Origin of the sequence: Streptococcus agalactiae (genome assembly GCF_949788565.1) — a bacterium.
In the GTDB taxonomy this organism is placed as follows: domain Bacteria; phylum Bacillota; class Bacilli; order Lactobacillales; family Streptococcaceae; genus Streptococcus; species Streptococcus agalactiae.
In genome coordinates this window covers 1,462,121-1,480,399 of sequence record NZ_OX460931.1, presented here as the reverse complement: position 1 = coordinate 1,480,399, position 18,279 = coordinate 1,462,121, and the positions used below count along the sequence as shown (strand labels likewise).

Annotated in this window: 21 protein-coding genes; 17 read left to right on the top strand and 4 right to left on the bottom strand. The window is 35.0% G+C overall.

Annotated features, from left to right (window positions below):
- Nucleotides 1-276 precede the first annotated feature (276 nt).
- The 11 genes from QOR44_RS07580 to QOR44_RS07530 all read left to right on the top strand — a co-directional run bounded on the left by QOR44_RS07580 (nucleotide 277) and on the right by QOR44_RS07530 (nucleotide 6,681).
- Complete coding sequence (locus QOR44_RS07580) at nucleotides 277-513, top strand: DUF2829 domain-containing protein (protein WP_000141918.1); 237 nt, start codon at nucleotides 277-279, stop codon at nucleotides 511-513.
- Nucleotides 506-1,204, top strand: coding sequence for a 3-oxoacyl-ACP reductase (locus QOR44_RS07575; RefSeq protein ID WP_000170238.1), 699 nt, complete (start codon nucleotides 506-508; stop codon nucleotides 1,202-1,204). The genes QOR44_RS07580 and QOR44_RS07575 overlap by 8 nt, the downstream gene beginning before the upstream one ends.
- Nucleotides 1,201-1,446: a DUF3977 family protein gene (locus QOR44_RS07570; protein ID WP_001233822.1), complete on the top strand. Its 246-nt coding sequence runs from the start codon at nucleotides 1,201-1,203 to the stop codon at nucleotides 1,444-1,446. The genes QOR44_RS07575 and QOR44_RS07570 overlap by 4 nt, the downstream gene beginning before the upstream one ends.
- Entirely contained in the window at nucleotides 1,443-1,895 is a 453-nt protein-coding gene (locus tag QOR44_RS07565) for an ASCH domain-containing protein (RefSeq protein ID WP_000647213.1), read from the top strand. The genes QOR44_RS07570 and QOR44_RS07565 overlap by 4 nt, the downstream gene beginning before the upstream one ends.
- Nucleotides 1,892-2,848, top strand: a complete 957-nt coding sequence (locus QOR44_RS07560) for a Gfo/Idh/MocA family protein (protein ID WP_000762186.1) — start codon at nucleotides 1,892-1,894, stop codon at nucleotides 2,846-2,848. Before QOR44_RS07565 ends, QOR44_RS07560 begins: the two co-directional genes overlap by 4 nt.
- Nucleotides 2,849-2,936: 88 nt before the next feature.
- The gene (locus QOR44_RS07555; protein ID WP_000625774.1) at nucleotides 2,937-3,314 is read left to right on the top strand and encodes a VOC family protein; all 378 of its coding nucleotides are present in this window, start codon (nucleotides 2,937-2,939) and stop codon (nucleotides 3,312-3,314) included.
- 12 nt (nucleotides 3,315-3,326) lie between these two features.
- The gene (locus tag QOR44_RS07550; protein WP_000237572.1) at nucleotides 3,327-3,662 is read left to right on the top strand and encodes a VOC family protein; all 336 of its coding nucleotides are present in this window, start codon (nucleotides 3,327-3,329) and stop codon (nucleotides 3,660-3,662) included.
- 96 nt (nucleotides 3,663-3,758) lie between these two features.
- Nucleotides 3,759-5,138, top strand: a complete 1,380-nt coding sequence (gene glmU / locus QOR44_RS07545; protein WP_000073777.1) for a bifunctional UDP-N-acetylglucosamine diphosphorylase/glucosamine-1-phosphate N-acetyltransferase GlmU — start codon at nucleotides 3,759-3,761, stop codon at nucleotides 5,136-5,138.
- A gap of 20 nt (nucleotides 5,139-5,158) precedes the next feature.
- The gene (locus tag QOR44_RS07540) at nucleotides 5,159-5,713 is read left to right on the top strand and encodes an NUDIX domain-containing protein (protein ID WP_000344991.1); all 555 of its coding nucleotides are present in this window, start codon (nucleotides 5,159-5,161) and stop codon (nucleotides 5,711-5,713) included.
- Nucleotides 5,713-5,982, top strand: coding sequence for a cell wall synthase accessory phosphoprotein MacP (macP, locus tag QOR44_RS07535; protein WP_000517852.1), 270 nt, complete (start codon nucleotides 5,713-5,715; stop codon nucleotides 5,980-5,982). The genes QOR44_RS07540 and macP overlap by 1 nt, the downstream gene beginning before the upstream one ends.
- A 9-nt stretch (nucleotides 5,983-5,991) precedes the next feature.
- Nucleotides 5,992-6,681 carry a 5'-methylthioadenosine/adenosylhomocysteine nucleosidase gene (locus tag QOR44_RS07530; RefSeq protein ID WP_000689756.1) on the top strand — a complete coding sequence of 230 codons (690 nt, stop codon included), beginning with the start codon at nucleotides 5,992-5,994 and terminating at the stop codon, nucleotides 6,679-6,681.
- A 39-nt stretch (nucleotides 6,682-6,720) separates the two neighbouring features.
- Here QOR44_RS07530 and QOR44_RS07525 read toward each other — a convergent pair whose 3' ends face one another.
- Nucleotides 6,721-7,368, bottom strand: a complete 648-nt coding sequence (locus QOR44_RS07525; RefSeq protein ID WP_000188490.1) for a metal-dependent transcriptional regulator — start codon at nucleotides 7,366-7,368, stop codon at nucleotides 6,721-6,723.
- A gap of 166 nt (nucleotides 7,369-7,534) precedes the next feature.
- Here QOR44_RS07525 and QOR44_RS07520 point away from each other — a divergent pair, with 166 nt between their 5' ends.
- The 3 genes from QOR44_RS07520 (at nucleotide 7,535) to QOR44_RS07510 (ending at nucleotide 10,183) form a co-directional block, all read left to right on the top strand.
- Entirely contained in the window at nucleotides 7,535-8,461 is a 927-nt protein-coding gene (locus QOR44_RS07520) for a metal ABC transporter substrate-binding protein (RefSeq protein WP_000759089.1), read from the top strand.
- Between the two features lie 170 nt (nucleotides 8,462-8,631).
- Nucleotides 8,632-9,348 carry a metal ABC transporter ATP-binding protein gene (locus QOR44_RS07515; protein ID WP_000587171.1) on the top strand — a complete coding sequence of 239 codons (717 nt, stop codon included), beginning with the start codon at nucleotides 8,632-8,634 and terminating at the stop codon, nucleotides 9,346-9,348.
- 1 nt (nucleotide 9,349) lies between these two features.
- Nucleotides 9,350-10,183, top strand: a complete 834-nt coding sequence (locus tag QOR44_RS07510; RefSeq protein ID WP_000494350.1) for a metal ABC transporter permease — start codon at nucleotides 9,350-9,352, stop codon at nucleotides 10,181-10,183.
- Between the two features lie 51 nt (nucleotides 10,184-10,234).
- Here the strand turns inward: QOR44_RS07510 and QOR44_RS07505 are convergent, their stop codons facing one another.
- Nucleotides 10,235-11,038, bottom strand: coding sequence for a peptidylprolyl isomerase (locus QOR44_RS07505; RefSeq protein ID WP_000721138.1), 804 nt, complete (start codon nucleotides 11,036-11,038; stop codon nucleotides 10,235-10,237).
- Between the two features lie 165 nt (nucleotides 11,039-11,203).
- Between QOR44_RS07505 and QOR44_RS07500 the strand changes: the two genes are divergently transcribed.
- Both QOR44_RS07500 and pabB read left to right on the top strand, forming a co-directional pair.
- Nucleotides 11,204-13,654: a DNA translocase FtsK gene (locus QOR44_RS07500; RefSeq protein WP_000231568.1), complete on the top strand. Its 2,451-nt coding sequence runs from the start codon at nucleotides 11,204-11,206 to the stop codon at nucleotides 13,652-13,654.
- 81 nt (nucleotides 13,655-13,735) lie between these two features.
- On the top strand, nucleotides 13,736-15,451 hold the full coding sequence (gene pabB, locus QOR44_RS07495; protein ID WP_000546851.1) for an aminodeoxychorismate synthase component I: 1,716 nt from the start codon (nucleotides 13,736-13,738) through the stop codon (nucleotides 15,449-15,451).
- 28 nt (nucleotides 15,452-15,479) lie between these two features.
- Here pabB and QOR44_RS07490 read toward each other — a convergent pair whose 3' ends face one another.
- Nucleotides 15,480-15,833, bottom strand: coding sequence for a DUF3397 domain-containing protein (locus tag QOR44_RS07490; protein WP_000639447.1), 354 nt, complete (start codon nucleotides 15,831-15,833; stop codon nucleotides 15,480-15,482).
- A gap of 60 nt (nucleotides 15,834-15,893) precedes the next feature.
- Nucleotides 15,894-16,799, bottom strand: coding sequence for a LysR family transcriptional regulator (locus QOR44_RS07485; protein ID WP_000795895.1), 906 nt, complete (start codon nucleotides 16,797-16,799; stop codon nucleotides 15,894-15,896).
- Between the two features lie 258 nt (nucleotides 16,800-17,057).
- On the opposite strand from QOR44_RS07485, the gene QOR44_RS07480 reads away from it, so the two are divergent.
- Nucleotides 17,058-18,272 carry a M20 family metallopeptidase gene (locus QOR44_RS07480; protein WP_001262294.1) on the top strand — a complete coding sequence of 405 codons (1,215 nt, stop codon included), beginning with the start codon at nucleotides 17,058-17,060 and terminating at the stop codon, nucleotides 18,270-18,272.
- Nucleotides 18,273-18,279 lie beyond the last annotated feature (7 nt).

The following is an 18,279-nucleotide window of genomic DNA, read 5'->3' as shown; positions in this document are numbered from 1 at the left end:
TTCGTTAATTGTATTGAGTAAAGGAGGATTTCTTTGAAGAAAAAAGCTAAGTAAGTATTTTTAATACCATGTAGCTTGGCTGTTTCAATGGTAGGTATTGATTTGCTATTATCGGAGAGTATCTAAGAGGAATAATCAAAGTAAAATAAGACAGAAACTATGAAAACAATAAATAGCATCTAGGTGAACAAAAAGGCGAAGAAACTTAAAATTATGATTTTAAATAAGCAATAAACCTTGATATATCAATGGTTAAAGACAATAAAGGAGATAAACATGACATTTGAAGAAATTTTACCAGGTTTAAAAGCAAAGAAAAAATATGTACGTACAGGTTGGGGGGGCGCTGAAAATTATGTTCAGTTATTTGATACCCTTGAAGTTAATGGGAAAGTACTACAGGCTACACCTTATTTTCTTATTAATGTTACTGGTGAAGGTGAAGGTTTTTCCATGTGGGCACCGACACCATGTGATGTTTTAGCAGAGGATTGGATCGAGGTCAATGACTAAAGTTGTTTTAGTGACGGGCTGTGCTAGTGGGATTGGTTATGCACAGGCTCAATATTTTTTGAAACAAGGGTATCAAGTATATGGTGTGGATAAGTCGGATAAACCGAACTTAAACGGTAATTTTAACTTTATAAAGTTGGATTTATCCTCTGATTTATCCCCACTATTCACAATGGTACCGAGTATTGATATTTTGTGTAATACTGCAGGTATTCTAGATGCCTACAAGCCACTTCTAGAAGTAAGTGATGAAGAAGTGGAAAACCTATTTGATATTAATTTTTTCGTGACTGTTAGGCTAACACGTCATTATCTTAGACGTATGGTGGAAAAGAAGTCAGGTATTATTATCAATATGTGCTCAATAGCAAGTTTTATAGCGGGTGGCGGTGGAGCTGCATATACTAGTTCTAAACATGCCCTTGCGGGATTCACACGTCAATTGGCTTTGGATTACGCAAAAGATTGTATTCAAATTTTTGGTATAGCGCCAGGTGCTGTACAAACTGCTATGACTGCTAGTGATTTTGAACCTGGTGGATTAGCAGAATGGGTAGCTAGTGAGACGCCAATTGGTCGTTGGACTAAACCAAGTGAAGTTGCTGAATTAACTGGATTTCTTGCTTCAGGAAAAGCGAGATCAATGCAAGGTGAAATTGTCAAAATTGATGGTGGCTGGAGTTTGAAATGAGAAAATATATTGAATTTGGTTATGGTAATACTTGGTTATTACGTACGGAATTTGAAGCATCGGATGGTACTGAGTGGGAAGTTAAAGGAATATCAGGTGATATTTTAATAAAATCTGTTTATTTACGTGTTTGGATTGGTCAAACTGTTTATATTTTAGATGTTAAAGAAGGATTTAAAAGACAAAGAAAAATGAGTAACGCAACTAAGTTTGTTGTGGGAGTTGCTTCGGAGGTAATATGAAGGCACAAGAATTATGGAATAAGTTTAAATCTTTGAATCCTTCAATCGGTGATGAGATAGACGCATGGCAATTTGGAGCAGAACCAGATCTTCTGGCAAAGTTAGTTGTAGATGGGACAAAAACTGCAACGGCCTCTGCCTATGATTTATATGAATTAGATGAGGAAGAGTTACCACAAGTTGGTTCATATGATATTGTTTTGGATAGCAATGATGAAGCTATCTGTATTATTGAAATAACTAAAGTTGATATTGTCCCTTTTAAAGATGTCTCTGCAGACCATGCTTTTAAAGAAGGAGAAGGAGATAAAACATTAGAATGGTGGAGAAGAGCTCACATTGATTTCTTTAAACCTTATTTTGAGGAGTTTGGTTTAATGTTTAGTGAGGACTCTAGGATAGTTTTAGAGGAATTCCAAGTGGTTTACCCAAAGGAGATTAACGAATGAAATTAGCGGTTTTGGGGACAGGTATGATTGTGAAGGAAGTTTTGCCTGTCTTGCAGAAAATTGATGGCATTGATTTAGTTGCTATCTTATCAACAGTTAGAAGTTTGGAGACAGCTAAAGATCTAGCTAAGGAATATAACATGTCTCTAGCTACGAGTGAATATAAGGCTGTTTTGGACAATGAGGAGATTGATACAGTTTATATTGGACTGCCGAATCACTTGCATTTTGACTATGCTAAGGAGGCACTCTTGGCAGGAAAACATGTCATTTGTGAGAAGCCATTTACATTAGAAGCAAGTCAATTAGAAGAACTTGTATCTATTGCCAATACTAGGCAACTGATATTACTCGAAGCAATTACAAATCAATATTTACCTAATTTTGACCTTGTAAAAGAACATTTAAGCAACCTTGGTGATATTAAAATTGTAGAATGTAATTATTCCCAATATTCATCGCGTTATGATGCCTTTAAACGTGGGGAAATAGCACCAGCTTTCAATCCTGAAATGGGTGGAGGTGCGTTGAGAGACCTTAATATTTATAATTTACATTTAGTAATTGGACTTTTTGGAGAACCTATAACAGCACAGTATTTACCAAATATAGAGCGTGGTATTGATACTTCAGGAGTTCTAGTTCTAGACTATGGGCACTTTAAGACAGTCTGTATTGGAGCAAAAGATTGTAGTGCAGAAGTAAAATCTACTATTCAAGGTGATAAGGGGTCTATAGCGATTTTAGGGCCAACTAATACTATGCCTAAAATTTCATTAACTATGAATGGACAAGAAAGTCATGTTTATCAATTAAATGGTGATAGGCATCGCATGCACGATGAATTTGTTATTTTTGAAGGTATTATTAGCAATTTAGATTTTAAGCGTGCTGCTCAAGCTTTAGAACATAGTAGAACGGTGATGAAAGTTCTAGATATGGTAACGAAATAAGTAAATGACTCTTTTGAGTCATTTTTTACTTATTTTAAATACTGTATGTTATACTAATTAGTAATAAAACCGAAAGTGAGATAATAAAATGATTTCATCAATTGGACAGGTAATGCTCTACGTTAGCAATGTTGAAGCATCAGCAGATTTTTGGAAAAACAAGGTGGGTTTTGAGCGTGTTGAAAAACAGACACAAGGAGATTATGTAACCTATATAGTTGCACCGAAGTTGGATAGTGAAGTTAGCTTTGTCTTACATGACAAAGCAATTATAGCTCAAATGAGTCCTGAGCTAGATTTAGCAACTCCCTCTATTTTATTTGAAACTACTGATATTGACAGTACATATCAAGAATTAACAGCAAATGAGGTTATGACAAATCCTATTGTTGATATGGGGAGTATGAGAGTTTTTAATTTTTCCGATAATGACAATAATTACTTTGCAATCCGTGAAGTAAAATAAAAAGGAGAACTTATGGTTAAAGCACTAGAAACATACATCGTAACAAATGGAAATGGGCGACAAGCGGTTGATTTTTATAAAGATGTCTTTCAAGCTGATTTAGTGAATATGATGACATGGGAAGAAATGGACCCCAACTGTCTTGAAGACCGCAAGGATTTAATCATTAATGCTCAGCTTATTTTTGATGGCATTCGTCTTCAAATCTCGGATGAAAATCCAGATAATGATAGATTTATAAAAATACTGATTGCAAACAGAGCAGAAAAAATTAACGGATTTCATGTATTGAATAGCTACCTTTTGGTAGCTATTTTATTCTTAATTGAAGTAAGCTATTTTAGCTAAAGTCTATTGTAATAGGGATTTAAAGGGGTATTAGTGATAAGTTGAAGGCATTATGATATAATAGGTTGAATTATATTCAGAGATAGAGGAATTAATATGTCAAATTATGCCATTATTTTAGCTGCGGGTAAGGGAACTCGCATGAAATCTGATTTACCAAAAGTTATGCATAAAGTATCTGGTATTACCATGCTTGAGCATGTTTTCCGTAGTGTGCAAGCTATTGAGCCAAGTAAAATTGTTACTGTTATTGGACATAAGGCGGAGCTTGTACGTGATGTTTTAGGTAACAAATCAGAGTTTGTAATGCAAACAGAACAGCTAGGGACTGGCCATGCTGTAATGATGGCGGAAGAAGAATTAGCGACATCAAAAGGACATACACTAGTTATTGCAGGTGATACACCCCTGATTACTGGAGAAAGTTTAAAAAACTTAATTGATTTTCATGTCAATCATAAAAACGTTGCAACAATCTTAACAGCCGATGCTGCAAATCCATTTGGATATGGTCGTATTATCCGTAATTCAGATGATGAAGTTACTAAAATTGTAGAACAAAAGGATGCTAATGACTTTGAGCAGCAGGTTAAAGAGATTAATACTGGAACTTATGTTTTTGATAATCAAAGTCTATTTGAAGCACTTAAAGACATTAATACAAATAACGCTCAAGGAGAGTATTATCTAACTGATGTTATTGGAATTTTCAAAGAAGCGGGTAAAAAGGTAGGTGCCTATAAACTTCGTGACTTTGACGAAAGTCTAGGAGTTAATGATCGTGTAGCACTTGCAACTGCTGAAAAAGTGATGCGTCACCGAATTGCACGTCAACATATGGTTAATGGGGTCACAGTGGTTAATCCTGATTCCGCTTATATTGATATTGATGTTGAGATTGGAGAAGAATCTGTAATTGAGCCTAATGTGACTTTAAAAGGACAGACGAAGATTGGTAAAGGTACTTTCTTAACCAATGGTAGTTATTTAGTAGATGCTCAAGTCGGAAATGATGTTACCATCACTAATTCGATGGTTGAAGAATCCATTATTTCTGATGGAGTAACCGTAGGCCCTTATGCGCATATTAGACCAGGAACAAGTCTTGCAAAAGGTGTTCATATTGGTAATTTCGTTGAAGTAAAGGGTTCTCAAATAGGTGAGAATACGAAGGCAGGTCATTTAACTTATATCGGCAATGCAGAGGTAGGTTGTGATGTTAACTTTGGCGCAGGGACGATTACTGTCAATTATGATGGACAAAATAAATTTAAAACAGAAATCGGAAGTAATGTCTTTATCGGAAGTAATTCTACTCTGATTGCACCACTTGAAATTGGTGATAATGCTTTAACAGCAGCTGGATCTACCATCACAGATAATGTTCCAATTGATAGCATAGCTATTGGAAGAGGACGTCAAGTCAATAAAGAAGGATATGCCAATAAAAAACCACATCATCCTTCACAAAAGTAACACTTATTTGGGAGGTTCTTATGGATTTTGAAGAAAAAACAATCAATCGTCAAACTGTTTTTGATGGACAAATTATCAAAGTAGCTGTTGATGATGTAGAGTTGCCAAATGGATTGGGACAATCCAAACGTGAACTTGTTTTTCATGGAGGAGCTGTTGCTACTTTGGCGGTAACTCCTGAGCATAAAATTGTTTTAGTGAAACAGTATCGTAAGGCTATTGAAGGTATTTCTTACGAAATTCCAGCAGGGAAACTTGAGACGGGTGAGTCAGGTTCTAAGGAAGAAGCTGCCCTTCGGGAATTAGAAGAAGAGACTGGCTACACAGGGAATCTTGAAATTCTTTATAGTTTCTACACTGCTATTGGTTTTTGTAATGAGAAAATCGTCCTCTATCTAGCTACTGATTTACAAAAAGTTGAAAATCCTAGGCCACAAGATGATGACGAGGTCCTTGAGCTTCTAGAGTTAAGTTATGAGGATTGTATGCAAATGGTAGAAAAAGGCATGATTCAAGATGCGAAAACGATCATTGCTTTACAATATTACGGTTTAAAAATGGGAGGTCATTCTTAATGGGAAAACCATTGTTAACAGATGATATGATTGAACGTTCAAATCGAGGTGAAAAAGTTTCAGGTCAAACAATCTTAGATCAAGAAACTAAAATTATTTCTACAGAAGATGGCATGGAGCAACTAACTGACGAGAACGGTAAACATATCTACAAGAGTCGCCGGATTGAGAATGCAAAACGAAATGAATTTCAACGTAAGTTGAATTTAGTTTTATTCATTTTGCTTATTTTGTTGGCTCTCTTGTTTTATGCAATTTTTAAATTATAAGGAAATATCATGAAAATTGGAATTATTGCAGCCATGGAGGAAGAGTTAAAACTCCTTGTGGAAAATCTTGAGGATAAATCTCAAGAGACAGTATTATCAAATGTATATTACAGTGGACGTTATGGTGAACATGAGCTTGTTTTAGTACAGTCTGGTGTTGGGAAAGTCATGTCAGCGATGAGTGTTGCTATTTTAGTAGAAAGCTTTAAAGTTGATGCTATTATTAATACAGGATCAGCTGGTGCAGTAGCAACAGGATTGAATGTAGGAGACGTCGTTGTCGCAGATACATTAGTTTATCACGATGTAGATTTAACCGCCTTTGGTTATGACCATGGACAAATGTCAATGCAGCCACTTTATTTTCATTCGGATAAGACTTTTGTTTCCACTTTTGAAGCAGTTTTATCTAAAGAAGAAATGACTAGTAAAGTTGGTTTAATTGCAACTGGGGATAGTTTTATTGCTGGCCAGGAAAAGATTGATGTTATTAAGGGGCATTTTCCACAGGTTTTAGCTGTCGAGATGGAAGGTGCAGCAATTGCCCAAGCTGCTCAAGCTACAGGAAAGCCCTTTGTGGTGGTACGTGCTATGAGTGATACTGCAGCTCATGATGCCAATATCACATTTGATGAATTTATCATTGAAGCTGGTAAACGCTCTGCCCAAGTATTAATGGCATTTTTGAAAGCATTATAAAAAAGCCCGTGTATCTAATGAATACACGGACTTTTTTATTTATGTAGCAGATACATATATTTGGCTTGCGATACGCTCAGGGATTGTTAGATTTTCATCGTTATAGGTGATGTGATAAGTTTTTGCATAAGGGTCAATTTGTGTCAATTCAATGGTATCGTTGATATGCAAACGGTGTTGTTCTAGGTATTTCAGTAGCTGAAAATCATCATGAACACGACTGATAACATATGTGCCAAGCTGACTAATTTGGTCCAATGTCATTTGGTTAATTTCTACTAAAAACTCTCCCTTTTTAGGAATAGTCCCACCGTGTGGACAAAATTGTGGAAAGTCTAACAACTTCTCTAATTGATCAACAAAAGTTGTTGATACAGTATGTTCTAAAACTTCCGCTTCTTCATGAATATCATCAGCAGTATAGTGCAAATGGTTAACTAAAAATACCTCTACTAGACGATGTTTACGGTAAAGGTCAGAAACAACTAATAAACCTTGTTTAGTAAGATAATATCCCAAATCTTTATCTTTAACAATCAGTTGTTCACTTATCATTTTTTTAATCATTTCTGACACGGCAGGAGCCGAGACTTGCATCATTTCAGCGATTTTCTTATTGGAAATTTTGTTGTTTTTTTCACCTAATTCATGAATGCATTTTAGGTAATCTTCTTTATTTGGAGTCATATTCAGTCTTTCTTATACTTCTTAAAATCTATTTTTCTAAGACCATTATATCAAAAAATACTGAAAAAGTATTTGACAAATACTTTATAATAGGTTATGCTAATATCAAAATTAAGTTAACTTAATTTAATACATAACTTATATTAATTTTAAAAGGAGCATTTTGATGAAAAAGTGGTTAGTTATTGTATCATGTTTTGTAGCATTTTTAGGCTTAGGTGCCTGTGCTAACAAGCAGGATCAAGCCAAAAACGAAAAATTAAAAGTAGTTGTAACCAACTCTATTTTGGCAGATATAACAAAAAATATAGCCGGTAACAAAATCGACTTACATAGTATTGTACCTGTTGGTAAAGATCCTCATGAATATGAGCCATTACCAGCAGACGTTGAAAAAACAACTCAAGCAGACCTTGTTTTTTACAACGGAATTAATCTTGAAACAGGCGGTAATGCTTGGTTTACAAAATTAATAAAGAACGCTAAGAAGAAAGAAAACAAAGATTACTTTGCGGTTAGCGATGGAGTTGATGTTATTTATCTAAATGGTCAAAGCGGAAAAGGTAAAGAAGACCCACATGCTTGGTTGAACCTTGAAAATGGTATTATTTACTCAAAAAATATTGCTAAGCAATTAATTGCTAAAGATCCAAAAAACAAAGCTACTTATGAGAAAAACAGAGATGCTTATGTAGCTAAATTAGAAAAATTGGATAAAGAAGCAAAATCTAAATTTAATGCCATTCCAGCTAATAAAAAATTAATTGTTACTAGTGAAGGTTGCTTTAAATATTTCTCAAAAGCTTATGGAGTTCCATCAGCATACATCTGGGAAATTAACACTGAAGAAGAAGGTACACCAGATCAAATTACTAGCTTAGTTAAGAAATTAAAACAAGTAAGACCTTCAGCTTTATTCGTTGAATCAAGTGTTGACAAGCGTCCTATGAAATCTGTTTCAAGAGAATCAGGTATCCCAATTTACGCAGAGATCTTCACAGACTCAATTGCTAAAAAAGGTCAAAAAGGTGACAGCTACTACGCTATGATGAAATGGAATCTTGATAAGATTGCAGAAGGTTTAGCAAAATAAGAGTGAGAATCGACATTGAAATCATAATGAAATCAATGATGTAGTATTCTCGCTTAAGGCTGAGTTGTAACAATGTCGAAATCCTAATCTAAAAACTGACTTAGCCTTAATAAATACAGAGAAGTGGAGTCTGGTTTTATAACCAGCTCCATTCTACTTTTGGAGGAAAAATGATTATTAGTAAACACTTAAGCGTAAGTTATGATAATAATTTAGTGCTAGAAGATATTAATTTACGCTTAGAAGGCTCCGGAATTATTGGTATTTTAGGGCCTAATGGGGCGGGGAAATCTACGCTTATGAAGGCCCTTCTTGGTTTGGTTGATTCTACTGGAGAATCAGGGATTGGGGAAGATTTGCTACCTTTAATGGGGAGAGTAGCATATGTTGAACAAAAAACTAATATTGATTACCAATTCCCTATAACTGTTGGAGAATGTGTTTCTTTAGGATTATATAAGGAACGAGGCCTCTTCAAGCGACTATCAAAAACTGACTGGGAAAAAGTGTCCCGAGTGATTGATCAAGTTGGTTTGAGAGGGTTTGAAAATAGACCAATTAATGCCTTATCAGGTGGACAATTTCAACGTATGCTTATGGCAAGATGTCTTGTTCAAGAAGCGGATTACATTTTTTTAGATGAGCCGTTTGTAGGGATTGATTCCATTAGTGAACAAATCATAGTCAATTTACTAAAAAAATTAAGTAAGGCCGGAAAATTAATTTTAGTCGTCCATCACGATTTGAGTAAAGTTGATCATTATTTTGATCAAGTAATTATTTTGAACCGTCATCTAATTGCTTGTGGACCAATAGATCAGGCATTTACCCGTGAGAATTTAAGTGCTGCTTACGGTGATGCTATTTTGTTAGGACAAGGAGACTAGAATGTTTACGAAATTTTTTGAAGGCTTATTGACTTATCATTTTTTGCAAAATGCTTTTATAACTGCAATTGTGATTGGTATTGTAGCGGGTGCAGTAGGCTGTTTTATTATCTTGCGCTCAATGTCTTTGATGGGTGATGCTATTTCTCACGCTGTTCTACCAGGTGTTGCTATATCTTTTATTTTAGGGATTAACTTTTTTATAGGTGCTATTGTCTTTGGTTTGTTGTCTTCGATTATCATTACTTATATTAAAGAAAATAGTGTCATAAAAGGAGATACTGCTATTGGAATTACTTTTTCGTCCTTTTTAGCCTTAGGTATCATTTTAATTGGACTTGCTAATAGTACAACTAACCTCTTTCAAATTCTTTTTGGGAATATTTTGGCAGTACAAGATAGTGATAAATATATGACTATTATTGTGGGATTAATTGTACTGACTCTGATTACTATCTTCTTTAAAGAATTATTATTGACTTCTTTTGATCCTGTTTTAGCAAAATCAATGGGAATGAGAGTTTCTTTTTATCATTATTTATTGATGATTTTGTTAACATTAGTTGCAGTAACAGCTATGCAGAGTGTGGGAACAATATTGATCGTAGCACTTTTAATTACACCAGCTGCAACAGCATATCTTTATGTTAAAAGTCTCAGAACAATGTTGTTTTTATCATCTGCATTAGGAGCAGTAGCATCTGTTCTGGGGTTATATATCGGTTATACATTTAATATTGCCGCAGGATCAAGTATTGTTTTAACATCTACTTTTATGTTTTTACTTGCTTTCCTATTTTCTCCTAAACAAAGTTTGTTTAAAAAGAAACAATAGTGTTGTTAAAAAATGAGACTAGAAAATGTTCTAGTCTCATTTTTGATAGAATTATTTAAATTTGTAGTCTTTAATAACTTTGATACTTGTAATAGTAATTTTTTCTTTTGGTTGATCTGATTTTGTAACTTCTACCGAAGCAATTTTATCCACAGTTTCCATGCCAGAGATTACTTGTCCAAAGACGGTATAACCACCATCTAAACTTGGATTTCCTCCCTCTGAATAGGCTTTAATAATCGCCTTAGGAACTTTTTTATCTGACAGTTGTTTGGAATGATCTTGCTGGCTTTGATTGATAAAGAATTGGCTACCATTAGTGTCAGCTCCAGCATTTGCCATTGCTAAACTTCCCCTGATATTGTAGAGGTAAGGGGATATTTCATTAACAAAGCCATTTCCAGAATCTTTCTTTTTATCTTTGCCATTCCATATAGATTTTCCACCGGTTCCGTCTCCATTAGGGTCACCAGATTGTATCATAAAATCTTTGATAACTCTGTGGAAACTTAACCCATTATAGTATCCTTCTTTTGCATGTGTTAGAAAATTTTCAACAGCTAAAGGAGCATATTTTGGAAATAACTTGATATTTATATCACCTTTAGAGGTTTTTATAAGCACTTGTGCCTCGTTTTTGGCAACAGCCTTGTCCAATTGAGGAAAAGCTTTTTTATCAGCTTTTAAGGCTTGCTTAGTTTCTTTGTTTAGTTGTTCAGTAGCTTCCTTTGAAGAGCTTTCAGCTAGTTTTTGGTCAACATAACGGTCACCTTTTAGAGAACGCTCAATTGACTCGCAACCACTTAAAGTTAATATGCTGACACAGGCTAAACCAAGATAAATAATTTTTTTCATACATACTCCTTGATTAAGTTATTAAGATGATTATATTTTATCATAAATTTTTAAATAATTTATAAAAGTAAATAGTAAACCTATTGGGGGACTTGTTGAAATTATGATAGAATAGTATAGCATGAGTTGATAGAGAAAGTGAGGAACAAGTATTTCACTTGAAATATGGTATTTATGGCAAATAAGAAAAAAACAAAAGGAAAGAAAACCAGAAGACCTACTAAGGCAGAAATAGAGCGTCAAAGAGCTATTCAAAGGATGATTACTGCTCTTGTTTTAACAATTATTCTCTTCTTTGGTATTATCAGATTAGGTATTTTTGGTATTACAGTCTATAACGTCATCCGTTTTATGGTAGGTAGCTTGGCTTACTTATTTATTGCGGCGACTTTAATCTACCTTTATTTCTTTAAATGGTTGCGAAAGAAAGATGGCTTAGTAGCAGGTTTTTTGATAGCTTCTTTAGGCTTATTGATTGAGTGGCATGCTTACCTTTTCTCAATGCCTATTTTGAAAGATAAAGAAATTTTGCGTTCAACTGCTCGATTAATTGTATCTGATTTAATGCAATTTAAAATCACTGTTTTTGCCGGTGGAGGTATGTTGGGTGCTTTGATTTACAAGCCAATTGCTTTTCTCTTTTCTAATATTGGTGCCTATATGATTGGTGTTCTCTTCATCATTTTGGGTCTCTTTTTAATGAGTTCTCTGGAAGTTTATGACATCGTCGAATTTATTAGAGCTTTTAAAAATAAAGTGGCAGAGAAGCACGAGCAAAATAAAAAAGAGCGTTTTGCTAAGCGAGAGATGAAAAAAGCAATCGCTGAACAAGAGCGCATAGAGCGTCAAAAAGCTGAAGAAGAAGCTTATTTAGCTTCGGTTAATGTAGACCCTGAAACGGGTGAGATTCTAGAGGAACAAGCTGAGGAAAATTTGGATCATACGCTACCACCTGAGGTAAGTGAAACATCAACTCCGGTATTTGAGCCAGAGATTCTTGCTTATGAGACATCGCCTCAAAATGATCCTTTACCAGTAGAGCCGACAATTTATTTAGAAGACTATGATTCGCCGCTTCCTAATATGAGAGAAAATGACGAGGAAATGGTTTATGATTTAGATGATGATGTAGATGATAGTGATATAGAAAATGTCGACTTTACACCTAAAACGACACTGGTTTATAAATTACCAACGATAGATTTATTTGCACCAGATAAGCCTAAAAATCAATCCAAAGAAAAGGATTTAGTCCGAAAGAATATCAGAGTTTTAGAAGAAACATTTAGAAGCTTTGGTATTGATGTAAAAGTAGAACGTGCTGAAATTGGACCATCAGTTACTAAATATGAAATTAAACCAGCAGTTGGAGTTCGTGTGAATCGTATTTCAAATCTATCTGACGACCTAGCTCTTGCTCTTGCAGCAAAAGATGTGCGTATAGAAGCACCAATTCCTGGAAAATCATTAATAGGTATTGAAGTTCCTAACTCAGAAATTGCAACGGTTTCTTTCCGCGAACTTTGGGAACAATCTGATGCCAATCCTGAAAATCTTTTAGAAGTACCACTAGGAAAAGCTGTTAACGGCAATGCTCGCAGTTTTAACTTAGCTAGAATGCCGCATCTTTTGGTAGCTGGTTCAACTGGTTCAGGTAAATCTGTGGCAGTTAATGGAATTATTTCAAGTATTTTGATGAAGGCACGTCCAGATCAAGTTAAGTTTATGATGATTGATCCCAAAATGGTTGAATTATCTGTTTATAATGATATTCCACATTTATTAATCCCTGTTGTAACCAATCCGCGTAAAGCAAGTAAGGCACTCCAAAAAGTTGTTGATGAAATGGAAAATCGATACGAGTTATTTAGCAAAATTGGTGTGCGTAATATAGCAGGCTATAATACAAAGGTTGAAGAGTTTAATGCTTCTTCTGAGCAAAAACAAATACCTTTGCCTTTAATCGTTGTCATTGTAGATGAATTGGCTGACTTGATGATGGTTGCTAGTAAAGAAGTTGAAGATGCTATTATTCGTTTGGGGCAAAAAGCACGTGCTGCAGGTATCCATATGATTCTTGCAACTCAACGTCCATCCGTAGATGTTATTTCTGGTTTGATTAAAGCAAATGTTCCGTCGCGTATTGCATTTGCTGTTTCAAGTGGTACTGATAGCCGTACGATCCTTGATGAAAATGGTGCTGAAAAGCTCTTGGGACGGGGTGACATGCTCTTTAAGCCTATTGATGAGAATCATCCAGTACGACTACAAGGTTCCTTTATTTCAGATGATGATGTTGAAAGGATCGTTGGTTTTATCAAAGACCAAGCCGAGGCTGACTATGATGATGCCTTTGATCCTGGAGAAGTATCTGAAACAGATAACGGCTCTGGTGGTGGCGGCGGAGTACCTGAAAGTGATCCTCTTTTTGAAGAAGCCAAGGGACTCGTTTTAGAGACGCAAAAAGCAAGTGCCTCAATGATTCAACGCCGATTGTCTGTTGGTTTCAATAGAGCAACAAGACTAATGGAAGAGTTAGAAGCAGCGGGGGTTATTGGTCCAGCAGAAGGAACCAAGCCACGAAAAGTTTTAATGACTCCAACTCCGAGTGAATAAGAAAAAACTAATCTGACAAGAAATTGTCGGATTAGTTTTTTATGTTATAATGAAGCAAATAGATGAAGAAGAAGGTTACGAATGCATATTGAGACTGTTATTGATTTCAAAGAATTAGGAAAAAGATATCGTTTTAAAAATCCTACAAAAGAATTAATAGCTGATACTTTAGAACAAGTCTTAGAAGTGATAAAAGAAGTTGATTATTATCAATCTCAGAATTATTATGTTGTTGGTTATTTATCTTATGAAGCATCTGCTGCTTTTGATTCACATTTTAAGGTTTCTCATCAGAAGTTGGCTGGAGAACATCTAGCTTATTTTACAGTACATAAAGATTGTGAGAACGAAGCTTTTCCTTTAAGTTATGAAAATGTTAGATTAGCAGATAATTGGACCGCTAATGTTTCTGAGCAAGAATATCAAGAGGCAATTGCTAATATTAAAGGACAAATTAGACAAGGAAATACTTATCAAGTAAATTATACACTAGAGCTTAGCCAACAATTATGCTCGGATCCCTTTAGCGTTTATGAACGCCTAATGGTAGAACAAGGAGCAGGATATAATGCTTATATTGCCTACGATGATAAAAGGATTTTATCTGTAAGCCCGGAATTGTTCTTTAAGAAGAAGGGTGAAGTCTTAACAACTAGACCAATGAAGGGAACAAGCGCTAGAAAGCCTACTTATCAAGAAGATGTGGCGGAGCGAGATTGGTTGGCAAATGATCCCAAAAATCGTTCTGAAAATATGATGATTGTTGATTTATTAAGAAACGATATGGGCCGTATCTGTGATGTTGGAACAGTTAAGGTAAAAAAACTATGTCAAGTGGAGCAGTATGCAACTGTGTGGCAAATGACATCAACTATTGAAGGAGTTTTATCGCCAGAAGTGACACTTACGTCTATTTTTCAAGCTCTATATCCTTGTGGATCTATCACTGGAGCTCCTAAGATATCAACAATGGCTATTATTAATGAGTTGGAAAAACGCCCAAGAGGTATTTATTGTGGGACGATAGGGCTTTGCATGCCAGACGGACGAGCTATTTTTAACGTTCCTATTCGCACAGTACAAATGAAAGGTCAACAAGCCTATTACGGCGTGGGTGGAGGTATTACGTGGGAGAGTCAGACAGATTCTGAATATGAAGAAACCCGTCAAAAATCAGCTGTTTTAACACGTGTCAATCCAAAATTTCAATTAATAACTACAGGAAGAGTGACTGAAAATAAACTTCTTTTCTCTCAACAACATGTCGAGAGATTAGTTGAATCAGCGTCTTATTTTGCTTATCCTTTTGATAAAAGTAAATTCGAAAGGGAACTGAAAAAATACCTTCATCAGCTAGATGAGAAGGATTACCGCTTGAAAATAATGCTTGATAAAACTGGTAAGGTAACGTTTGAGGTAAAACAACTAGTGAATTTATCAAAAAAGTTTTTAACGGCAGAGGTGGTCGTACAAGACTACCCTATTAAATTATCCCCGTTTACTTATTTTAAAACTTCTTATCGCCCACATATTATTGAAGGCCAGAATGAAAAGATATTTGTATCTCCTGAGGGGTTGCTATTGGAAACAAGTATAGGGAATATTGTTTTAGAAAAAAATGGAAGGTTTTTAACCCCAGATTTATCAGAAGGAGGGGTGAATGGGATTTATCGTCGTCATCTCCTTAAAAACCAAAAAGTAATTGAAGCGCCACTAACTTTAAAAGATTTAGAATCAGCCGATGCTGTATACGCCTGTAATGCTGTTAGAGGGCTTTATCCTCTAAACCTAAAGTAAAAAGAGCTGGAAATTTATCCAACTCTTTTTATTGTACTTTGATAAAGATGATAACCAATAATCCTAGGTAAAAAAGGAAAGTTAGAATAAAGCCAGATCTCCAAAATAATTTTAAAAAACGTTTATAAGAAAAAAGAGTCTTTGTTCGTAGAAGCTTTATTGTAATTCCGATTGCCAGTAATGAAATGAGAATCAGATAGTAAGGTAAAAGATTTTGTTTTAACAGACTAGATGATATTAATGGAATTAAAAAAACAAAAATAGGAAAAGCAACATCTGGAAACATAATGTTAAATTTTTTAAGTTTAAATATTTTGACAAGAACCTGTGAAAATATAGGGATTAAAACAAGAAATAAAGAAGCAATAATTTTGTATATCATAGGTCTATTTTATACCGATTTTGGTAAGATGTAAACTGATTTTCAATAGAATTAGCGAAACTACTTGGTTAAAAAAGCTTTATAAAGTAGGAGAGCAATTCCAGATAATTCAACATCTTTTTTATAAATCATAATGTACTCTGAAAATAACTTATTTTTATGAAAATGGTAGACATTGCACTCTTTATCCAAATAGCGATGAATGAGAGTTTGTGGAACAAATGTTGCTCCCATCCCTGACAAAGATAGGCTAGCTGCTGTAGGAACGGTACTAGTTGTAATCATCTGATTTAATGACATGTGGTGAAGCTCATAGAATTGTGCAATTGTTTTGCCAATTCCGTACTCTAGTGGTGTTAGGATAAGAGGTTCATTGTCTAGAACTGAAATAGGATATTCAAAAGGAATAATCTGTCCACGTTTTTCAGCGTTGTAGAGTTGGCTGGTGGTAGGTATCATTAAAAACAATTCGTCGCGGTAAATAGTGGTTGATGTAATTCCATCTTTATAAAGGATAGGAGCCATCCCAACAGCTAGGTCAATATCACCACTCGCTACCAATTGTTCAGAAATATTTTGATTGTTTTCGAGTAATTTGACAGAAATTTCTGGGTGCTCCAAGTTAAATTTTGGAAGTACATTTGCCAGAATAGAACTTGCTAAGCCAGAGTTAATCCCAAGTGTGATTTCTCCTTTTTTATCAGAACGGATGAGATATAGTTCTTTGGTCATTTGACGCTCAATCATATCAATTTCTTTTAGGTAGAATAGATATCTTTGTCCAGCATAAGTTAAAAAGGTTTGGTGTCCTTGGCTCTGGATGAGTTTTATTTCTAACTCATTTTCTAATTGCTTGATCACTTTGCTTAGGTAAGGTTGAGAAATAAAAAGGTGTGCAGCGGCTTTAGTGATGTTTGAGTATAGTTCGATACTCTCTAGATACATTAATTTTTGTTGATTTTTCAAGACTTTATAACCAGTTTGATATCCTTAGATTAATAATAAGTTATGATACGTTATGGCTATAAGTTTACTATCATTTTGAGCTAAAATCAATCTATTTTAATTTAGTAGTATAACATGATATATTCATAACTATTTAGTTATAGAAATATCTAAAAAAATTTATTTGTAAAAAATTATTTTCAAAAGTAGACTATATAAGAGCAGATTGTTAGAATAATAGCCTTATTTTAACTGTTCATATTTTAAGGAGGAAAGCAAATGGCCAATGCATCTTTGCGACATCAATTATTTGAAAAACTTGACCAAAAATGTGATCAAATGGTTGCTATTCGTCGCTATTTACATGAAAATCCCGAATTATCATTTAAAGAGACAAAAACAGCAGCTTATATTTCAGATTTTTATAAAGGTAAGGACTGTCATGTTCAGACACAATTTGGTGGTATGAATGGCGTCGTAGTTGATATCTATGGTGATAAAGCGACAGATAAGCCTATCAAACACATTGCTTTGAGAGCCGACTTTGATGCTCTTCCAATTCAGGAAGAGACAGGGCTTTCTTTTGCTTCAAAAACAGCGGGCGTCATGCATGCTTGTGGACATGATGCCCATACAGCTTATTTATTAATTTTGGCTGAGAGCTTGATTGAATTAAAATCAGAATTTTCAGGTCATATCCGTATCTTACATCAACCGGCTGAAGAGGTGCCACCGGGCGGAGCAAAAGCAATGATTGAAGCAGGATGTTTAGATGGCATTGATGCTGTTCTTGGTATCCATGTTATGTCAACGATGGAAGAGGGGACGGTACAATATCACGCAGGTCCCATTCAAACAGGGCGTGCCACTTTTAAAGTTATTTTGCAAGGTAAGGGTGGACATGGTTCCATGCCACATCGTGCAAATGATACAATTGTTGCAGCTTCTAGTTTTGTTATGGCAGCGCAAACGATTGTCAGTCGTCGAGTTAATCCATTTGACACAGCAGTAGTTACTATCGGATCTTTTGATGGTAAAGGTTCCGCTAATGTGATCAAAGATAGTGTAACCTTAGAAGGTGATGTGCGCGTGATGTCTGAAGAGACACGAGGTGTTGTTGAGGAGGAATTTAAGCGTATTCTAGATGGAATAGCACAAACTTATGGTGTTAGTTATCAGTTAGACTATCAGAATGATTATCCTGTTTTAGTTAATAACAGTGAAGTGACACAGAAAGTTGCAAATAGTTTAAAATCTGTTGCTATAAAAGAAATTTTAGATGTCATTGATTGCGATCCTCAAACGCCGTCTGAAGATTTTGCCTATTATGCTCAAACAATCCCAGCTTGCTTCTTCTATGTTGGAGCACACGAAGAGGGGCAACCATATTACCCACATCATCATCCAAAATTCCAAATTGCAGAATCATCATTGATGGTATCTGCTAAATCAATGGCAACTGCAGCGCTTGCTATGCTTGAAGAAGGAGAATAGATAACAT